11 protein-coding genes, 1 tRNA gene and 1 pseudogene are annotated in these 18,154 nt (G+C 74.0%); 7 read left to right on the forward strand and 6 right to left on the reverse strand.

Annotation, left to right across the window (positions count from 1 at the left end; genetic code table 11):
- Positions 1 to 21 precede the first annotated feature (21 nt).
- The 5 genes from lipB to QFZ62_RS04600 all read left to right on the forward strand — a co-directional run bounded on the left by lipB (position 22) and on the right by QFZ62_RS04600 (position 5,001).
- Positions 22 to 717 carry a lipoyl(octanoyl) transferase LipB gene (lipB, locus tag QFZ62_RS04580; RefSeq protein WP_307502294.1) on the forward strand — a complete coding sequence of 232 codons (696 nt, stop codon included), beginning with the start codon at positions 22 to 24 and terminating at the stop codon, positions 715 to 717.
- Between the two features lie 46 nt (positions 718 to 763).
- Entirely contained in the window at positions 764 to 1,753 is a 990-nt protein-coding gene (gene lipA / locus QFZ62_RS04585) for a lipoyl synthase (protein ID WP_307502295.1), read from the forward strand.
- Positions 1,754 to 1,880: 127 nt separating this feature from the next.
- A complete protein-coding gene (locus tag QFZ62_RS04590; RefSeq protein WP_307502298.1) occupies positions 1,881 to 2,480 on the forward strand; it encodes a PadR family transcriptional regulator in 600 nt (199 codons plus the stop codon).
- Positions 2,477 to 4,195: an AarF/ABC1/UbiB kinase family protein gene (locus QFZ62_RS04595; protein ID WP_307502300.1), complete on the forward strand. Its 1,719-nt coding sequence runs from the start codon at positions 2,477 to 2,479 to the stop codon at positions 4,193 to 4,195. The genes QFZ62_RS04590 and QFZ62_RS04595 overlap by 4 nt, the downstream gene beginning before the upstream one ends.
- Before the next feature lie 140 nt (positions 4,196 to 4,335).
- On the forward strand, positions 4,336 to 5,001 hold the full coding sequence (locus QFZ62_RS04600) for a peroxiredoxin-like family protein (protein ID WP_307502303.1): 666 nt from the start codon (positions 4,336 to 4,338) through the stop codon (positions 4,999 to 5,001).
- 88 nt (positions 5,002 to 5,089) lie between these two features.
- Here QFZ62_RS04600 and QFZ62_RS04605 read toward each other — a convergent pair.
- The 3 genes and pseudogenes from QFZ62_RS04605 to QFZ62_RS04615 all read right to left on the reverse strand — a co-directional run bounded on the left by QFZ62_RS04605 (position 5,090) and on the right by QFZ62_RS04615 (position 9,477).
- Positions 5,090 to 5,163, reverse strand: a tRNA-Met gene (locus tag QFZ62_RS04605).
- A 143-nt stretch (positions 5,164 to 5,306) separates the two neighbouring features.
- The gene (locus QFZ62_RS04610) at positions 5,307 to 8,246 is read right to left on the reverse strand and encodes a UPF0182 family protein (RefSeq protein ID WP_307502306.1); all 2,940 of its coding nucleotides are present in this window, start codon (positions 8,244 to 8,246) and stop codon (positions 5,307 to 5,309) included.
- Positions 8,247 to 8,384: 138 nt separating this feature from the next.
- Positions 8,385 to 9,477, reverse strand: a pseudogene (locus QFZ62_RS04615) (PDZ domain-containing protein).
- A gap of 212 nt (positions 9,478 to 9,689) precedes the next feature.
- On the opposite strand from QFZ62_RS04615, the gene QFZ62_RS04620 reads away from it, so the two are divergent.
- On the forward strand, positions 9,690 to 11,105 hold the full coding sequence (locus QFZ62_RS04620) for a zinc-dependent metalloprotease (RefSeq protein WP_307502311.1): 1,416 nt from the start codon (positions 9,690 to 9,692) through the stop codon (positions 11,103 to 11,105).
- A gap of 958 nt (positions 11,106 to 12,063) precedes the next feature.
- On the opposite strand, the gene QFZ62_RS04625 is transcribed toward QFZ62_RS04620, so the two are convergent.
- Together QFZ62_RS04625 and nudC are read right to left on the reverse strand one after the other, a co-directional pair.
- A complete protein-coding gene (locus QFZ62_RS04625) occupies positions 12,064 to 13,983 on the reverse strand; it encodes an ATP-dependent helicase (protein WP_307502314.1) in 1,920 nt (639 codons plus the stop codon).
- A gap of 10 nt (positions 13,984 to 13,993) precedes the next feature.
- Complete coding sequence (gene nudC, locus QFZ62_RS04630) at positions 13,994 to 14,947, reverse strand: NAD(+) diphosphatase (protein ID WP_307502316.1); 954 nt, start codon at positions 14,945 to 14,947, stop codon at positions 13,994 to 13,996.
- A gap of 139 nt (positions 14,948 to 15,086) precedes the next feature.
- Here nudC and QFZ62_RS04635 point away from each other — a divergent pair, with 139 nt between their 5' ends.
- Entirely contained in the window at positions 15,087 to 16,163 is a 1,077-nt protein-coding gene (locus QFZ62_RS04635) for a phosphotransferase (protein ID WP_307502318.1), read from the forward strand.
- On the opposite strand, the gene QFZ62_RS04640 is transcribed toward QFZ62_RS04635, so the two are convergent.
- Positions 16,076 to 18,154, reverse strand: coding sequence for a 3'-5' exonuclease (locus QFZ62_RS04640; RefSeq protein ID WP_307502321.1), 2,079 nt, complete (start codon positions 18,152 to 18,154; stop codon positions 16,076 to 16,078). The genes QFZ62_RS04635 and QFZ62_RS04640 overlap by 88 nt on opposite strands.

Raw genomic sequence — 18,154 nt, forward strand, 5'->3', positions numbered from 1 at the left:
TGGCGCACCTACACTGACCCCGTGGTCGACATCGTCGTCACGGGGCTAAGCGCCAACTCCGTGCCGTACATCGAGGCCCTCGAGCGGCAGCGTGCCTTGCACGCCGCCGTCGTCGCGGGCCGGGCGCAGGACACCGTCATCCTCCTCGAGCACCCCTCGGTCTACACCGCGGGGAGGCGCACGGAGCCGGACGACAGGCCGCGCGACGGCACGCCGGTCGTCGACGTCGACCGCGGCGGCCGCATCACGTGGCACGGGCCGGGCCAGCTCGTCGGCTACCCCATCGTGCGGCTGCCGGAGCCCCTCGACGTCGTAGCCCACGTGCGCCGGCTCGAGGACGCGCTCCTCGGGCTGCTCGGCGACCTCGGCATCGCGTCGTGCCGGGTCGACGGCCGCTCAGGCGTCTGGATCCGCGGCACGGGCCCCGGCGCCCGCGTCGAGAAGATCGCCGCCATCGGCGTGCGCGTCGCCGAGCGCGTCACGATGCACGGCTTCGCCCTCAACTGCAGCAACGCGTTCGACGCCTACGACCGCATCGTCCCCTGCGGGATCCGCGACGCCGGCGTCACCTCGATCAGCCGTGTCCTCGGCCGCACCGTCACGCCCGCCGACGTGGTCCCCCTCCTCCGCCCGCACCTCCTCCGCGCCCTCGCACCGAACGGATCCGCCATGACCTCCACCGCTCCCCTCCTCCCCTCCGCCGGGGCCCGCGCATGAGCGCCGTCGCCGCATCCGTGCTCGCGCCCGCCGCCGGGGCCCGCGCATGAGCGCCGCGCCGGACGGCCGCCGCATGCTCCGCCTCGAGGTGCGGAACGCCGAGACGCCCATCGAGCGGAAGCCCCCGTGGATCAAGACGACGGCCCGCATGGGGCCGGAGTACCAGGCGCTGCAGCAGCTGGTGAAGACGGAGGACCTGCACACCGTCTGCCAGGAGGCCGCGTGCCCGAACATCTACGAGTGCTGGGAGGACCGCGAGGCCACGTTCCTCATCGGCGGATCCCAGTGCACGCGCCGCTGCGACTTCTGCCAGATCGACACCGGCAAGCCCGCCGACTACGACACCGACGAGCCGCGCCGCGTCGCCGACTCGGTGCGCCGCATGGGCCTCCGCTACGCGACCGTCACGGGCGTCGCGCGCGACGACCTGCCCGACGAGGGCGCGTGGCTGCACGCGGAGACCGTGCGGCGGATCCACGCCGACAACCCCGGCACGGGCGTCGAGATCCTCGCCACCGACTTCTCCGGGAACCCGGACCTCCTCGCGGAGGTCTTCTCGTCGCGCCCCGAGGTCTTCGCGCACAACGTGGAGACGGTGCCGCGCATCTTCAAGCGGATCCGCCCGGCCTTCCGGTACGAGCGCTCCCTCGACGTGATCACCCAGGCGCGCGACGCCGACCTCATCACGAAGTCGAACCTCATCCTCGGCATGGGCGAGACGCGGGAGGAGGTGTCGGAGGCGCTCCGCGACCTGCACGACGCGGGCTGCGACATCATCACCGTCACGCAGTACCTGCGCCCGTCGCCGCGGCACCTGCCCGTCGCGCGGTGGGTGCGGCCGGACGAGTTCGTGGAGATCAAGGCGGAGGCGGAGGCAGTCGGGTTCCTCGGCGTGCTCGCCGGGCCGCTCGTCCGCTCCTCGTACCGGGCCGGGCGCCTGTGGGCGCAGTCGATGAGCGCCAAGGGCCGGCCGCTCCCCGCCGGCCTCGACCACCTCGCGGATCCGTCGCGGGGCTTCGCGCAGGCGGTCGGCTGACCCGCCGGCCCCTCCCCGGGCCGCGGACCTGTCGGCTCGCTGACGAACCTGCCGCTCCCGGGTCCGCGGCCAGGTGCGCGCCCTATCGTCGGAGGCACCGCGCACGTCCCACAGCTAGGAGCTCGTCATGGCCGCATCGTCCCCGACCTCAGGATCCCCGTTCGGAGACGCCGCCGATGGCGTGTGGCAGGCGATGGAGAGCCTCCGGGCGCGCTGGGAGAAGCGCGACGGCGGCAGCGCGGGCAGCGACGCCGGCACCGGATCCGCTCCCGGCGAGGGCCACCACGACGTCCGCCGGGCCGTGCTCGCCCTCCTCGCCGAGGAGCCCATGCACGGCTACCGCATCATCCACGAGATCGAGGAGCGCACCCGCGGCGCGTGGACCCCGACCGCAGGCTCCGTCTACCCCACCCTCCAGCTCCTCGCCGACGAGGGCCTCATCGCCGCCGAGACCACGGACGGCCGCAGGGTCCACGCGCTGACGGAGGCCGGTCGGGCCGCAGTGGCGCGCGACGGCATCACCGCGCCGTGGGCGGACGCCTCCGACGGACACGGCCACGACGCTCACGACCGGCGCGACCGCTCCACCCTCCCGAAGGCCGGCCTCGCGCTGGCGCAGGCGGCCGCGCAGGTGCAGCGCACCGGCACGTCCGAGCAGGTGGCCGAGGCCGCGGCCGAGCTCGACGCGGTCCGACGCCGCCTCTACGCGATCCTCGCCCGGGAGTGACCGCGGCCACGGCCGTCGCCGCGCCCGGGGCGGGGCCCGAGGGCGACGCCCCGGGCACGCGCGCCCGCTACCGCCGCATCCTCCGCTTCGCCGCGTGGAACCTCGCGGTCACGTGGTGGTACGAGCTCTTCCTCCCCCGCGTCGGCCTCCGCCGCATCGCCGACCGCACGCGCACCCGGCGCATGCAGCGCTTCGCCCGGCGCTTCCGGGTGCTGGCCGTCGAGCTCGGCGGGCTCATGATCAAGGTGGGCCAGTTCATGTCGTCGCGCCTCGACGTGCTGCCGCCCGAGATCACGGCCGAGCTCGAGGACCTGCAGGACGAGGTGCCGGCGGTCCCCTTCCCCGAGATCCGCGCGCTCGCCGAGCGCGAGCTGGGCATGCCCCTCACGGAGGCCTTCGCCTGGGTCGACGAGACGCCCGTGGCCGCCGCGTCGCTCGGCCAGGCGCACCGGGCCGTGCTCGGGCCCCTCGACGCCGGTGACACGGGCCTCACGGGCGCCGTCATCAAGGTGCAGCGGCCGGGCATCGACGACATCGTGCGCGTCGACCTCGCTGCGCTCCGCCGCATCGGCGGCTGGCTCACGCACGTGCGGCTCGTGTCCGACCGCGTCGACGCGCCCGCCCTCGTCGAGGAGTTCGCCGAGACGAGCCTCGAGGAGATCGACTACCTGCACGAGGCGCGCAGCTCCGCCCGCTTCCAGGAGATGTTCGCCGACGACGCGCGCGTCGCCGTGCCCGAGATCGTCTGGGAGCGCAGCACCCGGCGGGTGCTCACGCTCGAGGACGTCACGGCCATCAAGATCACGGACCACGCCGGGCTACTGGCCGCCGGCATCGACCCGGTGGACGTCGCCCCCGTGTTCGCCGCGGTGATGTTCGACCAGCTCTTCGCCGACGGCTTCTTCCACGCGGACCCCCACCCCGGCAACGTCTTCGTCACGCCCGTCGCGGACGGCTCGGTCGAGCAGGGCTGGACGCTCACCTTCATCGACTTCGGGATGATGGGCGAGGTGCCGCCGAGCACCCGCCGGGGCCTCCGGAAGATGCTCATCGCCGCGGCCTCCCGCGACGGGAAGGGCCTCGTCGACGCGGCCCGCGACATCGGCGTGCTGCTGCCGTCCGCCGACACCACGCAGCTCGAGCTCGCCATGACGCGCCTCTTCGCCCGATTCGGCGGCCTCGGGTTCGCGGAGCTGCGCGAGGTGGATCCGCGGGAGTTCCGCGCCTTCGCCGAGGAGTTCCAGGAGGTCGTGCGCACGCTCCCGTTCCAGCTGCCGGACGACTTCCTGCTCATCATCCGCGCCATGTCGCTCACCTCGGGCGTGTGCAGCGCGCTGGATCCCCTGTTCAACCTCTGGGACTCCGTCGAGCCGTACGCGCAGCGCCTCATCCGCGAGGAGCGCGGCAACGTCGTGCGCGACCTCGGCACGCGGGTCGCCGACACCGCGGGCACGCTGGCGCGCCTGCCCGGACGGGTCGACGCGCTGCTCAGCCGCATCGACGAGGGCTCGCTGCCCATCAGCGACCCGACCCTCGAGCGCCGCGTCGGCTCCCTCGAGCGCACCATCCGGCGCGCCGTCTCGGCGCTCGTCTTCGGCGGCCTCCTCGCGGGCGGCGTGCTCCTCCGCCCGGACGACGAGGTGCTCGGCACGGTGCTGCTCGTGGTCGCCGTGGTGCCGCTCGCGCAGGCGCTGCTCCCCGGCCGTCGCCGCTGATCCCGCCCGGCGCCGGGGCGTCGGCCACGACCGCCTGTCCGCTGGGTGTCGGTCGTGACGCCGTGTGACGGCCGTCCCGCGTCCCTCCCGGATCGCCCGCCTACGGTGAGCGCACCGACCCGACGGACCGAGGAGACACCATGACCGACACCAGCATCCAGGCGCAGATCGCCGACTTCGACCGCGGCTTCGCCGAGCAGATCGGCCCGGAGCTCTCGGCCGTCTTCGCCGCGGAGCAGCAGGCCCTGCGCGCGGACGGCGTCCCGTCCGGCGCGGTCTCCCCCGGCGCCGCCCTGCCCGCGGCGACCCTGGTGGATCCCGACGGTGCGCAGGTCGACCTGCACGCGACCCTCGGCGACGGCCCCGCCGTCATCGTGCTGTACCGCGGCGCCTGGTGCCCGTACTGCAACCTCACGCTCCGCCAGTACCAGGCGGAGCTCCTGCCCGCGCTGCAGGAGCGCGGCGCGACGCTCGTGGCCGTGAGCCCGCAGACGCCCGAGGGCAGCGCGCAGGCGGTCGCGGGCGGCGGCCTGGACTTCGCCGTGCTGTCGGATCCCTCCAACGCGTTCGTGCGCGCGCTCGGCCTCGTCACCGAGCCGACCCCCGAGGCGCGGGCCGCGCACGCGCAGCTCGGCTTCGACGTGGCCGACGGCAACGCCGACGGCACGGGCGACATCCCGTTCCCGACCGTGATCGTCGTGGACGCCGACCGGCGGGTGACCTTCGCCGACGTGCACGTCGACTACACGACCCGTACCGAGGTGCCGGAGATCCTCGCCGCGGTCGACGCCCTCGACGCGCGGTAGCCGCTCCGCCGGGCCGCCGGGCCGCCGGGGAACGCAGCCCCGGGGAACGCAGAAGGCCCGGTCTCCAGGAGACCGGGCCTTCATCTTGTTGCGGGGGCAGGATTTGAACCTACGACCTCTGGGTTATGAGCCCAGCGAGCTACCGAACTGCTCCACCCCGCGCTACGAGGAATACATTACCAGACGTCTCGGGTGCTCATGACCACATCGGCGGCTCCCGCCCGAGACGCGTCCCCCGACGAGGACGGCCCCGGCGGCACCCGCATCGCGGGGCCGTCGGGGCCGTCCTGGTGACGAGCCGGACGCTACTGCTGCTGGCTCAGCTCGTACGCGCGCTGGACCGCCTCGGTGAACCGCTGATCCGCCTGCGCCGCGGCGACCAGGTCGCCGGACGCGTACGCGGCCTGCCGCTCCTGGAGCGCCGTGTTGGCCGCGTCGAGCGCCGCCTGCACATCCTGCGCGGGAGCCGCGGGCGCGGTGGTCGGCGCGGGCGTCGGGGTGGTCCCGTCCTCGCCGTCGGTCGCGCCCTCGTCCGTGCCGCCGTCCGCGGGCGTCGTGGGCACGACGTCCTCGTCACCGGCGGTGGCGCCCGAGTCGCCCCCGAAGATGCTGTCGAGGGCCGCGTCCAGCGTGTCCTCGAACGCGATCTTGTCGCCGAACGCCACGAGCACCTTGCGGAGCAGCGGGTAGCTCGTGTCGCCCGTCGAGCGGACGTACACGGGCTGCACGTAGAGCAGTCCGCCGCCGACCGGGAGGGTCAGCAGGTTGCCGCGCACCACCGAGGTGCGGCCGCCGCGCTCCAGCAGGTTGAGCTGGTTCGCCACGTTCGTGTCGGAGTTGAAGTTGTTCTGGATCTGCGTCGGCGCCGGGATGGTGTCGTCGTTCGGCAGCGTCAGCAGGCGCAGCTTCCCGTAGTCCGACGCCTTCTCGCCCGCCGTGCTGCCCGCGTCCGAGTCGACCCCGAGGTAGCCCGTGAGCACGCTCCGGGCGGTGTCCTGCGTGGCCGGCGGGATGAAGGTCGAGTACAGCGAGAACCGCGGGGCGTCCTGACCGGGCATCTGCATGGTCAGGTAGTACGGCGGCTGGAGGCTCGTCGGCGTGCCCGCGTCCGTGGACTGGGTCGGGTCGTTCGGCGTGGTCCAGAGGTCCTGGTTCGAGTAGATCGAGCCGGGGTCCGTGACGTGGTACTTGCCGAGGACGGCGCGCTGCACCTTGAACATGTCGGCCGGGAAGCGCAGGTGGCTCATGAGCTCGCCCGAGATGTCCGCGATCGGCTTGAGGGTCGAGGGGAACACCTTCTGCCAGGTCTTGAGGATCGGGTCCTCGGTGTCCCACGCGTAGAGCGTGACCTTGCCGTCGTACGCGTCGACCGTCGCCTTGACCGAGTTGCGGATGTAGTTGATCCGGTCCGTCGGCACGAGCGGCTGCGTCTGCTGCGAGTCCGCGATGAGGCGGCTCATGTCGTTGCGCTCCGAGTACGGGTACTGGTCGCTCGTCGTGTAGCCGTCGACGATCCACACCACGCGGCCGTCGACCACGCTGGGGTACGGGTCCTTGTCGACCGTGAGGTACGGCGCGACCTTGCCGACGCGCTCCGCCGGGTCGCGGTCGTAGAGGATCTGCGACTGGTCGTTGATCTGGTTGGCCAGGAAGATCTGCTCCGACTGGAACTTCAGCGCGTAGATGAGGCGCTTGAAGACGTTGTCGACCTTCGGCCCGCCGTTGCCCTGGAACGTCGTGTACGTCTCGTCCGCGCCGTCCTCGCCGGACGGGTAGTCGAGCTCGACCTTGTCGCCGGACTCGGGTCCGCCGACGATCGAGTAGTCGGGCGAGTTCTCGCCGAAGTACACGCGCGGCTCGAAGTCGCCGAGGTCGCCCGAGGCCGGGATGCCGGACTCGAGGAACACGGGCTGGCCGTCGGAGGTCCGCTGCGTGCCGTACGCCGCGACGAGGGAGTAGCCGTGCGTGTAGACGAGGTGCTGGTTGACCCACGACGTGCCCGTGTTGGTCGGGCTCAGCTCGCGGACCGCGACCACCGTGTCCTGCACGCGGCCGTCGATGTCGTACCGGTCGACGTCGAGGTTGTCGCCGAACTGGTAGTACTGCCGGAACTGCTGCAGCTGGCTGAACGCGTCGCCCACGACCGCGGGGTCGAGGATGCGGATGTTGGCCGTGGTGGCGGCGTCCTCGCGGAGCGCGCCGGGCGTGGTGTCCGTGGTCGCGTCGTAGGGGATCTCCTCGATGTCCGCCAGGCCGTAGGCCTCGCGCGTCGCCTCGATGTTGCGCTCGTAGAACTGCGCCTCGAGCGCGCGCTCGTTCGGCTCCACCTGGAAGCGCTGGACGATGGCCGGGTAGGCCGTGCCGATGAGGATGCTGGCCACGACGAGCCCCGCCGTGCCGATGATGGGCAGGCGCCAGCGGCCGATGGCCGCGGTGATGAGGAACAGCACCGCGACGACGGCCGCGATGCCCGCGAGGATCGTGCGGCCGGGGATGACCGCGTTCACGTCGGAGAACGCGGCACCGGTGAACAGGCCGCCGTTGGCCATGTTGACGACGGAGGAGTACTGGTCGAGCCAGATGCTGACGCCCTGGAGCAGGAAGTAGACGCCCGCCGTGATGGCGATCTGGATGCGCGAGCTCTTCGAGATCCGCACCTCGCGGCCGGTGAAGCGCACGGCGCCGTAGAGGTAGCTGGTGGCGAGCACGCCGAGCATCGAGATGATGACGACGGCCGAGGCGAAGCCGACGACCGCGTGGTAGAAGGGCAGCTCGAACATGTAGAACGAGGTGTCCAGCCCGAACTGCGGGTCCGTGTTCCCCGAGGGCGTGCGGTTCAGCCACAGCAGCGTGCGCTGCCAGCCGCTCGACGCGGAGACGCCGGCGAACAGGCCGAACACCGCCGGGATCGCGAACATCGCGAGGCGCCGGAGCGGCTCGATGACCTGCTGGTAGCGGTCGAGCTGCGAGTTGAGCTTCGCGTACACCGGCCGGGAGCGGTAGGCCACCTGGATGCTGAAGAACACCGGGATCGCCATGGCGAGGAACCCGATGAGGAACAGCGCGATGCCCGCGCCCCACTGCGTGAGCAGCACTCCCAGGTAGCCCAGCTGGTCGTACCAGAGGACGTCGGCGTAGAAGCCGGCGAAGATGAAGAACGCGATCACGAGCGCGGCGATGATGGCCGCCGTGATGGCGAGGGGGGCTCGGCTCCGTCTGGCGGGCCGGGCGGATGTGCTTGTCACGTGTGTGCCTCAGAGTCGGGGACAGCGGAGTCCTCATCCTAGGCGGGCACCTTGCCAGGGACCTGCGAGGGTCCGGGTGCCCCGACCGGGTGAGGGGACCCTCTCGTCCGGGGCCCGCCGATCCTCCGCGGGCGCGCGTCAGCAGGTCGGCAGCGCGTCCTGGTCGCCGCCGGAGGAGACCGCCCCGAGCGCCGCGAGCGCGTCGTCGAGGGTCGACACGGCGAACACCCGGAGGCCGTCGGGGACGTGGCCGCGTACCTCGCCGCAGTTGTCGGCCGGGGCGAGGAAGTACTCGGCCCCCGCGCGGTCGGCGCCCACGAGCTTCTGCCGGATCCCGCCGATGGGGCCGACCGTGCCGCCCGCGTCGATGGTGCCGGTGCCCGCGATGGCCTTCCCGCCGGTGAGCGAGCCCTCCTCGAGCTTGTCCATGATCCCGAGCGCGAACATCATGCCGGCGCTCGGTCCGCCGACGTCGTCGAGCTGGATGTCGACCTCGAACGGGAACTGGTAGGACGTGGAGGTGACGACGCCGATGACCGGGCGCCCCTCGCGCTCGGCGGGCGTGACCTCGGCCGTGGTCTCCTGGCCGTCGCGCGTGATCCCGAACGACAGCGGCGTCGTCGTGCCGGCCGCCGCGACCCGCGCCTGCAGGTCGGCGAGGTCGACCAGGGCGGTGCCGTCGACGGTGCGGATCGCGTCGCCCGTGCGCAGGGGTCCGTCGGCGGGCGACCCCGCGAGGACGCTCTGCACCTGCAGCGTGCGCGGCACGTCGATCCCGAGCTCCGTGAGGGCGGCGGCGACGGCGTCCTGCTGGGAGTCCGTCATCTGCACCTGGTTCTGGGCGTCGCGCTCCTCGGCGGTCTGGTCGGCCGGGAACACCGCCTCCATGGGGACGACGCTGCGGCTCGGGTCGAGCCACGCGGAGACGACCGAGTACCAGTCCGGGCGCTGGGCGGGGGTTCCCGACGACGCTGACGGTGAGCATGTCGAGCCGCCCGTCGGTCGGGTACGTCGGCTGGTCCGGGATGGAGATGAGGGGCCGGTCCGTGCCCTCGTGGTCGCTCGTGCCGAGCGTGTCGAAGACGGGGCCGGGCTGCTCGATGACGTACGGGGACGGCAGGAGGCCGAGCGCGAGGGCGAGCACGGCACCCGATCCGGCGAGCGCGCGGCCGACGCGACGGCGGCGCGACGGCCGGGGCGCGCGGGGGGCGTGCTGGGCGAACAGGCTCATCCGGGGTCCTCGCGGTCGGGTGGCGCGACGGGCCGGGATGCGGCCGCCGGGCGGGTGACGGGCGGCCCGCGGGCCGCTGTTCGCGGCGGGCGGAAGCCGCGACGGCCCAGCCTAGGCGAATGCGGATGGGTTTCCCGTGGGCGCGGGCTAGCGTGGTTCCACCGCCCGCGGCACCGCGGTCCGGCCCCTCCAGACCCACCGGGAGACCCTCCATGGCCGACGAGCCCACCCCGAATCCCGAGGACGAGTTCCGTCGCATGCTGGAGCGCTTCCTCGGCGCCGACGGGCAGATCGACCCGGACAAGCTCGCGGGCGCCGCGGGCCTCCCGCAGGACCCGGAGATGGTCCGCCAGCTCCTCGCGCAGCTGCAGGGAGCGCTCCGCAGCACGGGCGACGGCGTCGACTGGAAGGTCGCCCGCGAGGGTGCGAGGCAGCTGGCCGCGGCCGAGCAGACCCAGGTCACGCCCGCATCCTCCGCGCCCCTCGACCAGGCCTTCCAGGTCGCGGCGCTCTGGCTCGACGAGGTCACGTACGTCAGCCAGCTCACGGTCTCGCCGCGCCTCATCACCCGCGCGCAGTGGACCGAGCTCACCATGCCCGTCTGGACGCAGCTCGCCGAGCCCGTGGCCCTCAGCATCGCCGACTCGCTCACCGAGGTGCTCCAGCAGAACGCCCCCGAGGAGATGCAGGGCATGGTCGCCGGCGCCGGCCGCATGATGCGGAACCTCGGCGGCACGCTCTTCGCGATGCAGCTCGGCCAGGTGGTCGGGCAGCTGTCCACCGAGGTCGTCTCGGGCGGCGACGTCGGCATCCCGCTCCTCGACGACCAGCAGGCCGCGCTCCTGCCGCAGAACGTGGCGGCGTTCGGATCCGGCCTCGACGTCCCCGAGGACCAGGTGCAGATCTACCTCGCCGTCCGCGAGCTCGCCCACGCCCGGCTGTTCCGCCACGCCCGCTGGCTGCGGCTGCAGCTCATCACCTCCATCACGGAGTTCGCGAAGGGCGTGCACATCGACACCGAGCGGCTCGAGTCGCTCGCCGAGGGCTTCGACCCGTCGAATCCCGAGGAGCTCCGCCAGGCCATGGTCGACGGATCCCTCATCCCGCCGAAGACCGACGCGCAGCTCGCGGCGCTCGCCCGGCTCGAGACCATGCTCGCGCTCATCGAGGGCTGGGTGGACGTCGTCACGGCGGCCGCCACCGTGCGCCTCCCGCGCGCGTCGGCCATCGCCGAGACCGTCCGCCGCCGACGCGCCACGGGCGGACCCGCCGAGTCCGCCTTCGCCACGCTCGTGGGCCTCGAGCTCCGGCCCCGCCGCCTCCGCGAGGCCGCGGCCATGTGGCAGGCCGTGTCCGACGGCGTCGGCGCCGAGCAGCGCGACGCCCTGTGGTCGCACCCCGACGTGCTGCCCACCTCCGAGGACATCGACGCCCCGCACGCGCTCGTCGCGCGGCTCACGCAGGGCGAGCCCGAGCCCGACGAGGTCGACCAGGCCCTCGAGGACCTGCTGAGCGGATCCGACGCCGGTCGTCCCGTGGAGGACGGCCAGGGCCGGGCGACCGAGCCCGGTGAGCCGACCGACGAGGGGACCGGCGACGACCGGGGCGAGGACCCGCGTCCGGTCTGACCCGCGTCCCGCACCATCGCCGGGGGCCGGCGCCGCACCCGCGGCGCCGGCCTCCCGCATGCGGGCCCCGTGCGCCGGACCTCCCGGGACCGGCACCGCGGCGGACCTGTGGACGCGCGCCGCGCGGACGGCGCCGGTCGGGCACCCTCCGCGCCCATGGCCATCCGACTCGATCCCCGTCTCCCGCTCGTCTGGCGCACACCGGACTCCCTCCAGCTCGGCGTCGACCGCCCGCCCGTGGTGCTCACGGCCGTGTCGCGGCTCGACGAGCGCCTCCTCGACGCGCTGCGCCACGGCATCAGCCGCGGCGGGCTCGACATGATCGCGGCGACCGAGGGGGCGACGCCCGCCCAGGTCACGCAGCTGCTCGACCTGGTGCGGCCGGCGCTCCTCCCGCCCCGCGAGCCCGTGGCCTCGGTGACCCCGGCGACGGAGCAGCCGCCGCAGGACGAGCGCGCACCCCTCCCCCGGTCGCCGCGCCGCGGGCCCGTCGCCGTGCTGGGCGGCGGCCCGACGGCCGAGCGCATCGCGGACGCCCTGGCCCGCGCCGGGCACGACGTGCGGATGCGGCGCCTCGCCGACGACGCGGATCCGCACGCGGCCCTCGCCGTCCTCGTCGCGCACTTCGCCATCGCCCCGGCCGTCTACGGGCGCTGGGCCCGGGAGGACGTGCCGCACCTGCCGGTGGTGATCGGCGACCGGCACGCGGCGGTCGGGCCGCTCGTCGAGCCGGGCCGCACGGCGTGCTGCTACTGCCTGGATCTCCATCGCGTCGACGCGGATCCCGCGTGGCCCGCCATCGCGACGCAGCTGCTCGGCCGCGACAGCGGATCCGAGGCGGGACTCGCGCCCGCCGAGCTCGCGGGCCTCGCCGCCCGGCCCGCCCACGTCCTCGTCAGCACGGGCGGCAACGCGCTCGCCTCGCACCAGGCGGTGCTCGACGTGCGCACGGGGCGCGTCACGCGCCGCGCGTCGCGCCCCCACCCGCGATGCGGGTGTCGAGCTCTGCCAGGAACCGCGACGGCTCCCGCTGACCCGACCGCTGCGGTCCGCTCCGGCTCCAGGAGAGCCGCAGCCCGGATCGGGCGCGCGTGATCCCCACGTAGAGGAGGCGCCGCTCCTCGTCCACGGCCTCGAGCGTCTGCGCGTAGCTGATCGGCACCAGCCCCTCGCTGAGCCCCATCAGGTACACGTGCTCCCACTCGAGGCCCTTGGCGGAGTGCAGCGTCGCGAGCGTGACGGCGGAGACGGTCGGCTCGTGCTGCCCGGCCTGGCGCTCGAGCAGCTCGTCGGTGAAGGCGCGGAACGTGCTGCCCGCGGGCATGCGCTCCGCGAGGCCCATGATCGCGTCGAGGGATTCCCAGCGGTCGCGCACGGCGCCCGGCTGCTCGGGCGGCTGCTGGCTCCAGCCGAGGCCGCGGAGCACGTCGCTCACCGACTTGAAGAGGGGCTCGCCGGAGATCGAGACGGAGGCGCCGCGGAGCGCGAGGAGCGCCTGCTTGATCTCCGGCCGGTCGAAGAAGCGCTGGGATCCGCGCACCTGGTAGCTCACGCCCGCGTCACCGAGCGCCTGCTCGAGCACGGCCGACTGGCCGTTCATCCGGTACAGCACCGCGATGTCCTCGGGCGCGATGCCGGAGGCGATCTGCTGCGCGACGGCCCCCGCGATCGCCCGCGCCTCCGCGCCGTCGGACGGGAACGCGCTCACCTGGGGCGCGCGGAAGCCCTCGCCGCGACCGGGCACGGCGGCGGATCCGCGCCCCGAGCGGACGGCGCCCGTGCCGTCGCCGTCGGGGTCCGCGTCCGCCGAGACGAGCGTGAGGGCCCCCGGGCGGCCGCGCATCAGCCGGTTCGCGGCCTCCGTGATGCCGGACGTCGACCGGTAGTTCCGCTCCAGCCGCACCACGGTCGCCTCGGGGAAGCGCGACGCGAAGTCGAGGAGGTAGGCGCTCTTCGCGCCCGCGAACGAGTAGATGGTCTGGCTGGCGTCGCCGACCACGCAGAGGTCGCGGCGGTCGCCCATCCAGAGGTCGAGGATCGTCTGCTGCAGCGGCGAGACGTCCTGGTACTCGTCGACCACGAAGAAGCGGTACTGCTCGCGCACCTGCTGCGCGACCCACGGCTCCGCCTCGATCATGCCGGCCGTCGCGAGCAGCACGTCCTCGAAGTCGAGCTGGCGGCGCTGGTCCTTGATGTCCTCGTAGGCCTGGAGGAGCGCGACGGCCTGGTCGGGGTCGAGCTTCGGCGGCAGCGTGCGGGTGGTGCGCGCGGCGAGCCCGTACTGCTCGATCGAGATCATCGAGACCTTGCGCCACTCGACCTCGGCGGCCATGTCGCGGAGGGCCGCCGTGTCGAGGCGGAGGCGGAGGGACTCGGCGGCGTGGCCGAGCATCCGCCCCTTGCTCTCGATGAGTCGGGGCATGGTGCCGCCGACCACCTGCGGCCAGAAGAAGTTGAGCTGCTTGAGGGCGGCGGCGTGGAACGTGCGGGCGGCGACGGGTCCCGCGCCGAGCTCCCGCAGGCGTCCGCGCAGCTCCGCCGCGGCGCGCGAGGTGAAGGTCAGCGCCATCACCCGATTGGGCGGGTAGACGCCCGCCTGTATCCCGTACGCGATCCGGTGCGTGATGGCGCGCGTCTTGCCCGTGCCGGCGCCCGCGAGGACGACGACGGGCCCGAGGAGCGCCTGCGCGGCGAGCCGCTGCTGGTCGTCGAGCGCCTCGAGGAGGGTCTCGGCGGTAGGCCCCTCCTCCGTGGCCTCGACGGGGACGAGGGGCGCGAGGCCCGCGGTCCCCGGCACGGAGCCGGCGGCGGATCCGCCCGGTGCGCGCGATCCGTAGGGGTCGGGCCCGGGCGTCCCGGGGACGAGCTGGTCGGTCACGATCGCCGGGTCACCACTCCCGCTCGCCGTCCTCGAGGGGACCGCCGTACCACTCCTCGATGATGGCGCGCGCGATGGACGACGGGCCGGGCAGCGCGATCTCGCCGAGCGACGCCCGCAGCTCCTCGCGGCTGAACCAGCGCAGGTCGATGATCTCGGTGCCGTCCGGCGTGGCGGGTCCGCTCGAGGCGGCGACGCGCGCGAGGAAGCCGACCATCACGGAGGCCGGGAACGGCCACGGCTGGCTGCCGAGGTAGCGCGGGTCCTCGACGGTGACGCCGGACTCCTCGAGCACCTCGCGCTTCACGGCGGCCTCGAACGACTCCCCCGGCTCGACGAAGCCGGCGAGCAGCGAGTAGCGGTCGCCGCCCCACATGGCGTTGGCGCCGAGGAGCAGGCGGTCGTCCTGGTCGACGACGCCCATGATGACGGCGGCGTCGGTGCGCGGGAAGACCTGCGAGCCGTCGGACGGCGCGCGGCGCACCCAGCCGCCCTGCTCGACGACGGTCGGCTCGCCCGTCTTCGGGGAGAAGGGGTGCGACGCGTGCCAGTTCGCGGTGGCGAGCGCGCTCGTGAAGAGCGCCGCGTCGCGGTCGTCGAGCTGGACGGCGGTGACCCGCAGCTCCAGCCAGCGCTCCTCCGCGGGCTCGAGCGCGAGCGCGGCGGCGTCGCTGAGGACCGCGGCGACGACGGGCGTGCCGACGGGCTCGCCCTCGTGCGCGACCGTGGTGCGGCCGAGGTAGATGCGGATGGCCGCCGACGTCACGCGGTCCACCGGGAGGAGGTCGAGCGCGGCGCGGCCGTCCGCCGCGGATCCCAGCGCGCGGTGGCCGTGCAGGGCGAGGACGCGCGTGGCGGGATCCGCCCAGAGCTCGTCGAACAGGGCCGGCGAGTCGCGGCGCAGGCCGTCGCGGTCGACGCCCTCGCGGGACAGGGGCAGGCGGGAGAGGAAGCTGTCGAGCACGGGTGACCAATCGACTTCGGGGGCGACGGGCCGAGGGGCGCCGACGGCGGGAGCTGCGGTCCGCCCACGGTGTCCGTGTGCGGCCGGAAGCGCGTGGCGCGGTGAGACGGAGGGCTCCCGGCGACCTAACCTGTAGGGCATGGCCAGATCCCACCTCACTCTAGCCGCGTTGGCGACCTCGGCCGTCGCGGGGCTCGACGTGGTCCGCAGCTCCCCGTTCACGGCCGGCGGCGCGGGCGACTTCGACTCCGCGCTGGTCACCACGAAGGACCAGCGCGAGCTCCTCGTGCGCGTCCCGACCACGCAGGCGGCCGAGTCCGAGCAGTCCGCGGATCTCGTGGCGCTCCGGGCGCTGAGCACCGGGATCCGCTCGCGCCTGCCGTTCCGGGTGCCCGAGTTCCTGGGGCAGGCGCCCATCAAGCCCACGCGCGGCTTCGTCTACGGCCATGTGCCCGGCCGGGTCATCTCGCTCGACGAGATCCCCGCGGGCGACGGCCTCGCGCGCTCCATCGGCGCGGCCGTCTCGGCCGTGCACAGCCTGCCGACCGGGTTCGTCGCCGACGCCGGGCTCCCCGTGCTCTCGGCCGCCGAGATCCACAGCCAGACCGCCGCCCTCATCGACCGGGCCGCGGCCACCGCGCTCGTGCCGAGCCTCCTGCTCACCCGGTGGGAGGAGGCCCTCGACGACGCGTCGCTGTGGCAGTTCCAGCCGACGGTCGTCAACGGCGCCGTGCAGGCCTCCTCGTTCCTCGTCGAGGGCGACGACGTGACGGGGATGATCGGCTGGTCGGAGCTCCGCGTGGCCGACCCCGCCCACGACCTGCACTGGGTGCTGGGCGCGCGCGCCGAGCACGTCGCGGAGAGCGTGTTCCGGGCGTACAACGCCGCGCACCACGTGACGGTCGACCGCCAGCTCAAGCAGCGCGCGCTGCTCTACGCCGAGCTCGAGATCGCCCGCTGGCTGCTGCACGGCACCGAGAGCCGCAACCAGGGCATCATCGACGACGCCGTGAACATGCTCAGCGCGCTCGTCGACACGGTGCGCGCCGACGAGGGGCACCGCATCGCCCACGAGACGCTGCCCGTGATGGACGTCGACCAGGTCGAGGAGATGCTCGACTCCCGACCTCAGCCCACCATCGGCCCCGACGGCCCGCGCGACCCCTCCGGCGTCCGCGCGCCCGACCACAGCGCCACGAGGTCCTCCTCGGAGTAGAGCCGCTCCGGCTTCAGCGACCGGTCCTCGGCCACGAAGTAGAACTCCGCGTCGATGAGATCCGGGTCGATGCCCCGCCACTTCGCGAAGGCGAGGCGGTAGAGCGCGAGCTGCAGCTGCTTGAGCTCGAGGTCGGCCGCGTCCTTCGGGGTGCGCCCCGTCTTCCAGTCGACGACGCGGTAGCGGCCGTCGATGAGGAACACGGCGTCGATCTTGCAGATGACCACCTGGCCGGCGAGCTCCATGTGGATCTCGACCTCGACCTCCTCCGGCTTCCGGCTCGCCCACTCGCTCGCCTCGAAGACGGCGCGGAGCCGGTCGAGGTCCTCCTGCTCCACGGGCGGCTCGGTCGGGTCCTGGTCGAGCTCGATGCCGGACGCGTCGATGACGTCGCCCGTGCCCGCGGGGCCGTAGCGCGCCTCGACCCAGCCGTGGAAGAGCGTGCCGAGGCGGGTCTGCCGGTACGGGCGCTCCGGCATCGGGCGGCGGAGCCGGGCGGCGACGCCCGCGGGGTCGCTCACGAAGTCCTTGAAGCGGGATGCGGGGATGCGCGTGGGCAGGTCGACGAGCTCGGCGTCCCGTGCACGGGCGTCGCGCTCGGCGAGGAGGAGGTCGATGTCGCGCGTCCAGACGGTCTCGGCCCCCGGGTCGGCGACGGCCACGGCCTCGGCGGCCGCGCGCACCCGGGCCTCGCGGGGGCCGAGCGGCGGGAGCGGCCAGGCGACGCGGGCGCTCCCCGGCTCGAGCGGGTTCTCCTCGAGCTCGGGCGCCTCGGGCAGCGCGTCCGCGGCGATCAGCCCGACCTCCTGGATCTCGCGCAGGAACGTCCCGGGCCCCCGCGGCTTCTGCTGCGTGGACCAGAACGACCCGGTGAGGAGCAGGTCGGAGCGCGTGCGCGTGATGGCGACGTACGCGAGCCGCCGCTGCTCGGCGGCGTTGCGCTCCTCGAGCTCCTCGCCGAACGCCTCCATGGCCTCGGCGAACTCCTTCTGCGTCTCGGCCCCGCGCCAGGCGAGCGACGGCAGCTCCGCGGAGTCGCCGCGGAACTCGAACGGCAGGGCGCCAAAAGCGACCCAGCCCCGCTTCTCCCGCAGCGTGCCGGGCAGCTCGCCGTCGACCATGCGCGGGACCGCGACCACGTCCCACTCGAGCCCCTTGGAGCCGTGGATGGTGAGGATCTGCACCGTGCCGGGCTCCGGCTCCTCGGTGCGCGGCGCGAGGTTGTCGCGCCGCTCCGCCTCGGCGAGCCAGGCGAGGAAGGGGCCGAGCGTGCCGGCGGAGTCGCCCTGGAGGTAGCCGGCCACCTGCTCGGTGAAGGCCTCCAAGCTCGCGCGGCCGAGCGGATCCGTCTCGTTCGCGGCGACCTCGATGTCGAGCAGCAGCTCCTGCTGCACGACCGTGACGAGGTCGACCAGGTCGAGCCCGACGCGGGACCGGAGCACCTGCAGCTGGCGGCCGCAGGCGCGGAGCCGGGAGAGCCCCTCGACGCTGAACGCCTCGAGCGCGCGGTGGCCCTCGGGGGCGCCGGCGACGAAGTCGAGCGCGTCGACGACGGAGCCGACCTCGTCCGGGACGACGGACGCGCGGAGGCCCTTCCGCACGTCCTCGGCCAGCTCCTTCTGCGCGTGGTCCCGGGACATCAGCCACGAGGCGACGCGGGACAGCGCGTGCACGTCCCTGGTGCCGACGCGCCAGCGCGCGCCCGTGAGGAGGCGCACGAGCTCGCTGCCCGCGGTGGGGTCGTGCAGCACGCGGAGGACGCACACGAGGTCGACGACGGCCGGCTGGTCGAGGAGGCCGCCGAGGCCCAGCACGCGGAACGGCACGCCGCGGTCGGCGAGGGCCGTGGTGAACGGCTCGATGGTCTTGAGCGAGCGGCACAGCATCGCGGCCGAGCGGGGGCGGCCGTCGGATCCCGCCTGCCGGAGCCGGTCGGCGAACCACGCGGCCGTCGCCGCGGCCTCGTCGGCGATGGTCTCCTCGTAGGCCAC

The sequence above is a fragment of the Clavibacter sp. B3I6 genome (assembly GCF_030816895.1).
GTDB lineage: Bacteria > Actinomycetota > Actinomycetes > Actinomycetales > Microbacteriaceae > Clavibacter.